The following is a 5,391-nucleotide window of genomic DNA, read 5'->3' as shown; positions in this document are numbered from 1 at the left end:
GTAACGAAGATCAGGTCGAAATTTTCCTTTCTGAAAAAGTTAAAGCGCTAAAGGCTCGACAATTTTGGGTTGGAACTATTTTGACAGGCTTTGTTGTTTCCGTTGTGGCGGGTGTGGTTGTTAACTTTTTTCCTGTCTGAAAAGATCTCCCTTTTTATTTGTTTCAGTTTAAATGACACTGTGTATCACCTGATCGCTGGACCGGGCAGCGCCCGTCCCGCCCCCGTCATGCCGGAGGCGTGCTTCCAGCGCGACGCGGGCGCTTCGCTTCCCACCCCGCCGGGCCGGACGCTGCCCTCCGCGTGAGTAGGCAACCTGACCGCCCCGGCTAAAACCCGCCACGCCCGTGCGCCAACCTCCGCCGGTTCCGCACCCGGGCCACCCCCGCGGCTGAAAACCAGCCGCAAAAATGCTATCCTCCACCCAGCCAAACGTTCGGAGGATGGCCCATGTTCGTTCAAACTATGACACCCAAAACAGTGAAACTCACCGCCCTGGCCGCGGCGCTGTGCCTGCTGGCGGCGCCGGCCTTTGCCAACCATTGCCCCATCGACATGGCTGCCATCGACGCGGCGCTGGCTGCCGGAACCGACCTTTCCGAGGCCGAGCTGGACCAGGTTCATGACTGGCGCGACGAGGGCCAGGTGCTGCATGAAGGCGGCGACCATGACGGGTCGGTGGCAACCCTGGCCAAGGCCAAGGAGATGCTGGGGATCGAATGACCGCACAGCAAAACGCCCGGCGCGGGGCCGGGCGGTCCTGTCACAAACCCGACGGGTTTACAGCGCGTCCTGCACATCCTGCGCGGCGCCGCTGATCGCCTGGCCGGCTTTGGAGATGTCGCGCCCCGCGCCCTTGGTAGTCTCGCAGGCGGCCAGCCCCAGCAGCATCAGCACACACGCAAAAATCCTGTTCATCGTCTAAGGCTCCTTATCTCTGCCCGGTTCTTTGCGGGGATATCTAGCAAGCCGCCCCGGCGCAGGCCAGCGGTATTGCCGGGAGCAGGGCGGTGCCTGCAATGCGGTTTACCAAAAATTGCAACTTATAAGGTAGTGCAATCCCCGAAAATCGCGAGTAACTTGACCTGGATCAAGGCTGTAGCTTTGACCCCGCGGCAAGTTATGCGAAATTTGAGCTGGAGGGCATGTACTATGGACTTTTCCACCAGAAAACAAACGCTTGAGGTGCGCCGGATGCAGCTGGCAGGCACCCTGGCAAATGCCGGTCTTGCGCCGGACGCAGCGCAGATGGGCTCTGTCCGGCAGGCCTGTACTGCCCATGCCGGCGCCGGATCCATTGCGGTCCCCGCCAAGTCTGGCCTGGACGAGCTGCGCCGCATTGATGCCGCGTTGGCCCGCCTGCGCGAAGGGTCTTACGGCTATTGCCGGATTTGCGGCGACAACATCAGCGATGACTGGCTGGACCAGCGCCCGGCGTCGCCCTTTTGCAAAACCTGCGCGCTCTGACAGTTTGCGCCAGGCTGGCCCCGGCGGCGTCCTATAAATCCACAGACAGATCCGGGATCTGCATCAGCCAGGGGGCAGCCGCCCCGCTGGCTGAAGCCGGTTCTGAACCGCAGCCGTTGTCCTGCTGCAGCTCTGCACTACTTCAGGGCTTCGCGCAAAAGCCCCCGTTGCCGTGCCGGCCGGGATATGTCACAACCTGCCTGACCGACTGAACAAATGAGTTTAGCAGATGCCAGATTTCACTGAGCGCCGCCGCATGATGGTGGACACCCAGATCCGTCCGTCGGATGTCACCAAATACCCGATCATCGAGGCGATGCTGGAAGTCCCGCGGGAACAGTTTGTCCCGGACTCGCAGCGCGAGGCGGCTTATGCGGATCAGAACGTGAAACTGGGCGGCTCCCGGGTGCTGATGGAGCCGCGCACCCTGGCCAAGATGCTGGATGCGGTGGATCTGCAGAACGACGAGCTGGTGCTCGATGTGGCCTGCGGGCTGGGCTATTCCACCGCTGTGGCAGCCCGTGTGGCGCAGATGGTGATCGGCGTCGAAGAAGACGCGGACATGGCCGCTGACGCGCAGGAGCTTTTGTCGGAAACCGGCGCGGATAATGCAATCGTGCATACCGGCCTGCTGGCCGGGGGCGCGGCGGAACACGGCCCCTATGACGTGATCCTGGTTGAGGGCGGTGCCGAGGAGCTGCCTGCGGGTTTGCTGGACCAGCTTAAGGACGGCGGCCGGATCGCGGCTCTGATGATGACCGGCGCGCTTGGCGAGGTGAAAATCGGCTATAAAAGCGGCGCCCGGATTTCCTGGCGGTTTGCCTTCAATGCCAGCGCCCCGGTGCTTCCGGGGTTTGCAGCCGCGCGTGAATTCGCGCTCTGACCCGCAGGGCGCGGCATTGCGTCCCAAGGGCCGCTGCCGTTAGACTGAACAAGAGGCCGGGCGCCGCGCAAAGGAGCGCCCGGAGTGCAGATAAAAACCACCGCGGCTGGCGGCGCGGCAAAAGATAAGGCAACCGATGCGAATGAAATTTCCGGCGAGTGTGTTTAAGGCTTTTGTATTTGCTGGCGGCGTGACAGCCACGGCGCTGCTGCCACTGAAGGCCGCGGCGGACAACTTGTCCGACGCGATGATCGGCGCCTATAAGACCAGCGGCCTGCTGGAACAGAACCGGGCGCTGCTGCGGGCCGCGGATGAGGATGTGGCGATTGCCGTGTCCCGGCTGCGGCCGCTGATCCAATGGACACTTTCCGCCAGCCATACCTATTCCCGCAGCGTCAACCAGTTCGGCAACTTCAACGAGTTCACAAACAACGATCTCGGCACCCAGATCCAGCTGACCCAGCTGCTGTATGACGGCGGCGAAACGCGATTGCGCAAACAGGCAGCCCAGGAACTGGTGCTCGCGACGCGCCAGCAACTGCTGAGTGTTGAGCAATCGGTGCTGATATCTGCCGTTCAGGCCTATGTGGGGGTCCTGCAAGGGCAGGAAAATGTCGCCCTGCGCCGCAACAACCTGCGTCTGCTGCTGGAAGAACTGAAAGCGGCGCAAGACCGGTTCGAAGTGGGCGAAGTGACCCGCACTGACGTCGCCTTGGCTGAAAGCCAGGTGGCAGCGGCCCGCGCCAACCTGACGGGCGCCGAAGGGAACCTGCTGACGGCCCGCGCCACCTATCTGCAAATTGTCGGCCACGCGCCGGGCGCGATTGCCGGCCAGCCCCGGCTGCCGTCGCGGGCTGTGTCCATCGACCGGGCGCAATCCATTGCGGCGCGCAACCAGCCGGACCTGCTGGCGCAGCAGCATTCGGTCAAATCCGCCGATATTCTGATCCGGGCGGCGACCAAAGCCCTGGGGCCAAGCGTCAGCTTCCGGGCCACTGCGGGCTTTAGCGAAGACTTGAATGACAGCACCGGCACCGACTCGGATGCTTCGGCTTCGGTGACGCTGACACAAGATCTCTATGCCGGCGGCCGCAACGCGGCGACCCGGCGGCGGGCCATTGCCAGTGCCGACACGGAACGCGGTGCCCTGATCAATACCCAGCGCGCGGTGCGCCAGAATGTCAGCTCGGCGTTTTTCAATGTGGAAACCGCGCGGGCGACCCTGGTGTCCTCCAATGAACGGGTGCGCGCGTCCAAGGTTGCTTTTGACGGCATCCGCGAAGAGGCCACCCTGGGGGCACGGACGACGCTGGACGTGCTGCAGGCTGAGCAAGAATATCTCGATGCTCAGACAGGCGAAGTGAATGCACGCGCCGACCAGGCAATTGCGGCTTATCAGCTGTTGCAGGCGCAGGGGCTGCTCACCGCCGAGCATCTTGGGCTGGCGGTCGAGATTTACGACCCGACGCTCTATTACAATCTGGTCAAGGGTGCGCCTGCGCAATACAGCAAGCGCGGCAAGGATCTGGACCGGGTGCTCAAGGCCTTGGGACGTAACTGACAATTCATCCTATCGGTTGTGCGGTGACGGGAAGGCCGCTACACTCTGTTTCAAGAGGCAAGAGTGGTTAATAAAATGTCCGACCCAGTTACCCATGCTGAGATCGAAGATGTATTGTCCTCAATCCGCCGCTTGGTGAGTGATGACAGCCGTAGCGGGCCTGCGGCCCCTGAACCTGCAGCCCGGCTGGTCCTGACGCCTGCGCTGCGGGTGCAGGAGGACGGTCCTGACAGCCCCCCGGCAACTGATGATCCGGCAAAGGACGACCCTGCAGCGGCGACACCCGGGGCTGCGTCCGGCAGCCTGGCTGAGGGCACAACCGGCCCTTCAGAGATGGCGGGGGCCGGGGACGGCGCGTCCCTTCTGGAAGCGGAAGCCCCGATAGCCTTCCGGCACCGCAGCAGCGCGGCTGAAACCGGATTGCCCTCGGATGATCAGCAAGCAGAGGCGGAGCATGACACTGGTTTGCAGGCCGTCCAGCCTGACCCGGGCCAATTGGACACAGGATACTTGAGCACAGACCGCTTGGATGCGGATCACCTGAATTCAGACCCGGATGCAGGATCGGAACACCAGAAATCGCAATGCACGCCCGGTGCCGTGACAGATGCTCCCTGGGGTGATCCCAATGCCACGCTGTTTGCCGCCGCCGCAGGTGCGGAGCAGCCGGCGGACGGCACCGGCAATCTTGATGCCGAAACTCCAGCGGACAGTCAGGCCCCGGAAGACATTCAAGCCCCGCAAGGCAGCCAAGCCCTGCAAGACAGTCAAGCCATTGAAACTGCCGGGGCCCGTGCGGCGTCAGTTGTGCGCAAAATTGCCGAGCTTGAGGCCCGCAGTACGCGCGGGCAGGCGCAGGAACCGCAGCAATGGGAGCCGGACAGTCAGACGGAGGCTCCGTTTGCCAGCACTGTCACTGACACCATCGAATGGCGTGACGAACCGCTCTCCGCCCGCCGTGCCGCACCGCAAGACGACGACGGTGCATCCGCTGCTGCTGATACGTCCCGGGACGCGGGAGCGGAAGTTTTGGCAGGACCTGGCGTCAACGACGGCAGTGCGGTCGCGAAAGCAGAAACGCTGGCCGAAGCCGCTATGGCCGGGGCTGCGCTGGAAACTCTGGCCGAGACTGGTGACGGCTACCTGGACGAGGACAGCCTGCGCGATCTGGTGGCCAGTATCGTGCGCGAGGAGCTGCAGGGTCCGCTGGGCGAACGCATCACCCGCAATGTGCGCAAACTGGTCCGCCGCGAAATCCACCGCGCGCTTGCCGCGCATGATCTGCTCTAGACCCGGCGGCTGCCCGCGAAGGCTGCCCGTCGAAGGGATGACCTACCGAAAGGCGCACTCTGGTGCGCCTTTTTCATTGGGGTTGCTCCCGCCCGGCGTCTGGCTTTTGGCAAAGCCCTCCGCCCGTTGGGGCCCGGGGGGGGGGGGGGGCGGGGGGGGGGGGGGCCCCCCCCCCCCCCCCCCCCCCCCCC

At 63.7% G+C, this 5,391-nt stretch carries 6 protein-coding genes; 5 read left to right on the top strand and 1 reads right to left on the bottom strand.

Features of this window, described 5'->3' with window-relative positions:
• Positions 1-449: 449 nt before the first annotated feature.
• Positions 450-722, top strand: coding sequence for a hypothetical protein (locus L1069_RS23320; protein WP_237457235.1), 273 nt, complete (start codon positions 450-452; stop codon positions 720-722).
• 57 nt (positions 723-779) lie between these two features.
• Here L1069_RS23320 and L1069_RS23315 read toward each other — a convergent pair whose 3' ends face one another.
• On the bottom strand, positions 780-917 hold the full coding sequence (locus tag L1069_RS23315; protein WP_129370280.1) for an entericidin A/B family lipoprotein: 138 nt from the start codon (positions 915-917) through the stop codon (positions 780-782).
• A 234-nt stretch (positions 918-1,151) separates the two neighbouring features.
• On the opposite strand from L1069_RS23315, the gene L1069_RS23310 reads away from it, so the two are divergent.
• From L1069_RS23310 to L1069_RS23295, 4 genes are all read left to right on the top strand, one after another.
• Positions 1,152-1,466: a TraR/DksA C4-type zinc finger protein gene (locus L1069_RS23310; RefSeq protein WP_237457234.1), complete on the top strand. Its 315-nt coding sequence runs from the start codon at positions 1,152-1,154 to the stop codon at positions 1,464-1,466.
• 229 nt (positions 1,467-1,695) lie between these two features.
• A complete protein-coding gene (locus L1069_RS23305) occupies positions 1,696-2,349 on the top strand; it encodes a protein-L-isoaspartate O-methyltransferase (protein ID WP_237457233.1) in 654 nt (217 codons plus the stop codon).
• A gap of 136 nt (positions 2,350-2,485) precedes the next feature.
• Positions 2,486-3,910 carry a TolC family outer membrane protein gene (locus L1069_RS23300; protein WP_237457232.1) on the top strand — a complete coding sequence of 475 codons (1,425 nt, stop codon included), beginning with the start codon at positions 2,486-2,488 and terminating at the stop codon, positions 3,908-3,910.
• 75 nt (positions 3,911-3,985) lie between these two features.
• Positions 3,986-5,200, top strand: a complete 1,215-nt coding sequence (locus L1069_RS23295; protein WP_237457231.1) for a hypothetical protein — start codon at positions 3,986-3,988, stop codon at positions 5,198-5,200.
• Positions 5,201-5,391: the final 191 nt, after the last annotated feature.

Source organism: Leisingera sp. MMG026 (assembly GCF_021654205.1).
Lineage (GTDB): Bacteria > Pseudomonadota > Alphaproteobacteria > Rhodobacterales > Rhodobacteraceae > Leisingera.
Note: the sequence above shows the minus strand (reverse complement) of the source record. Positions and strands in the feature narration are given on the sequence as shown.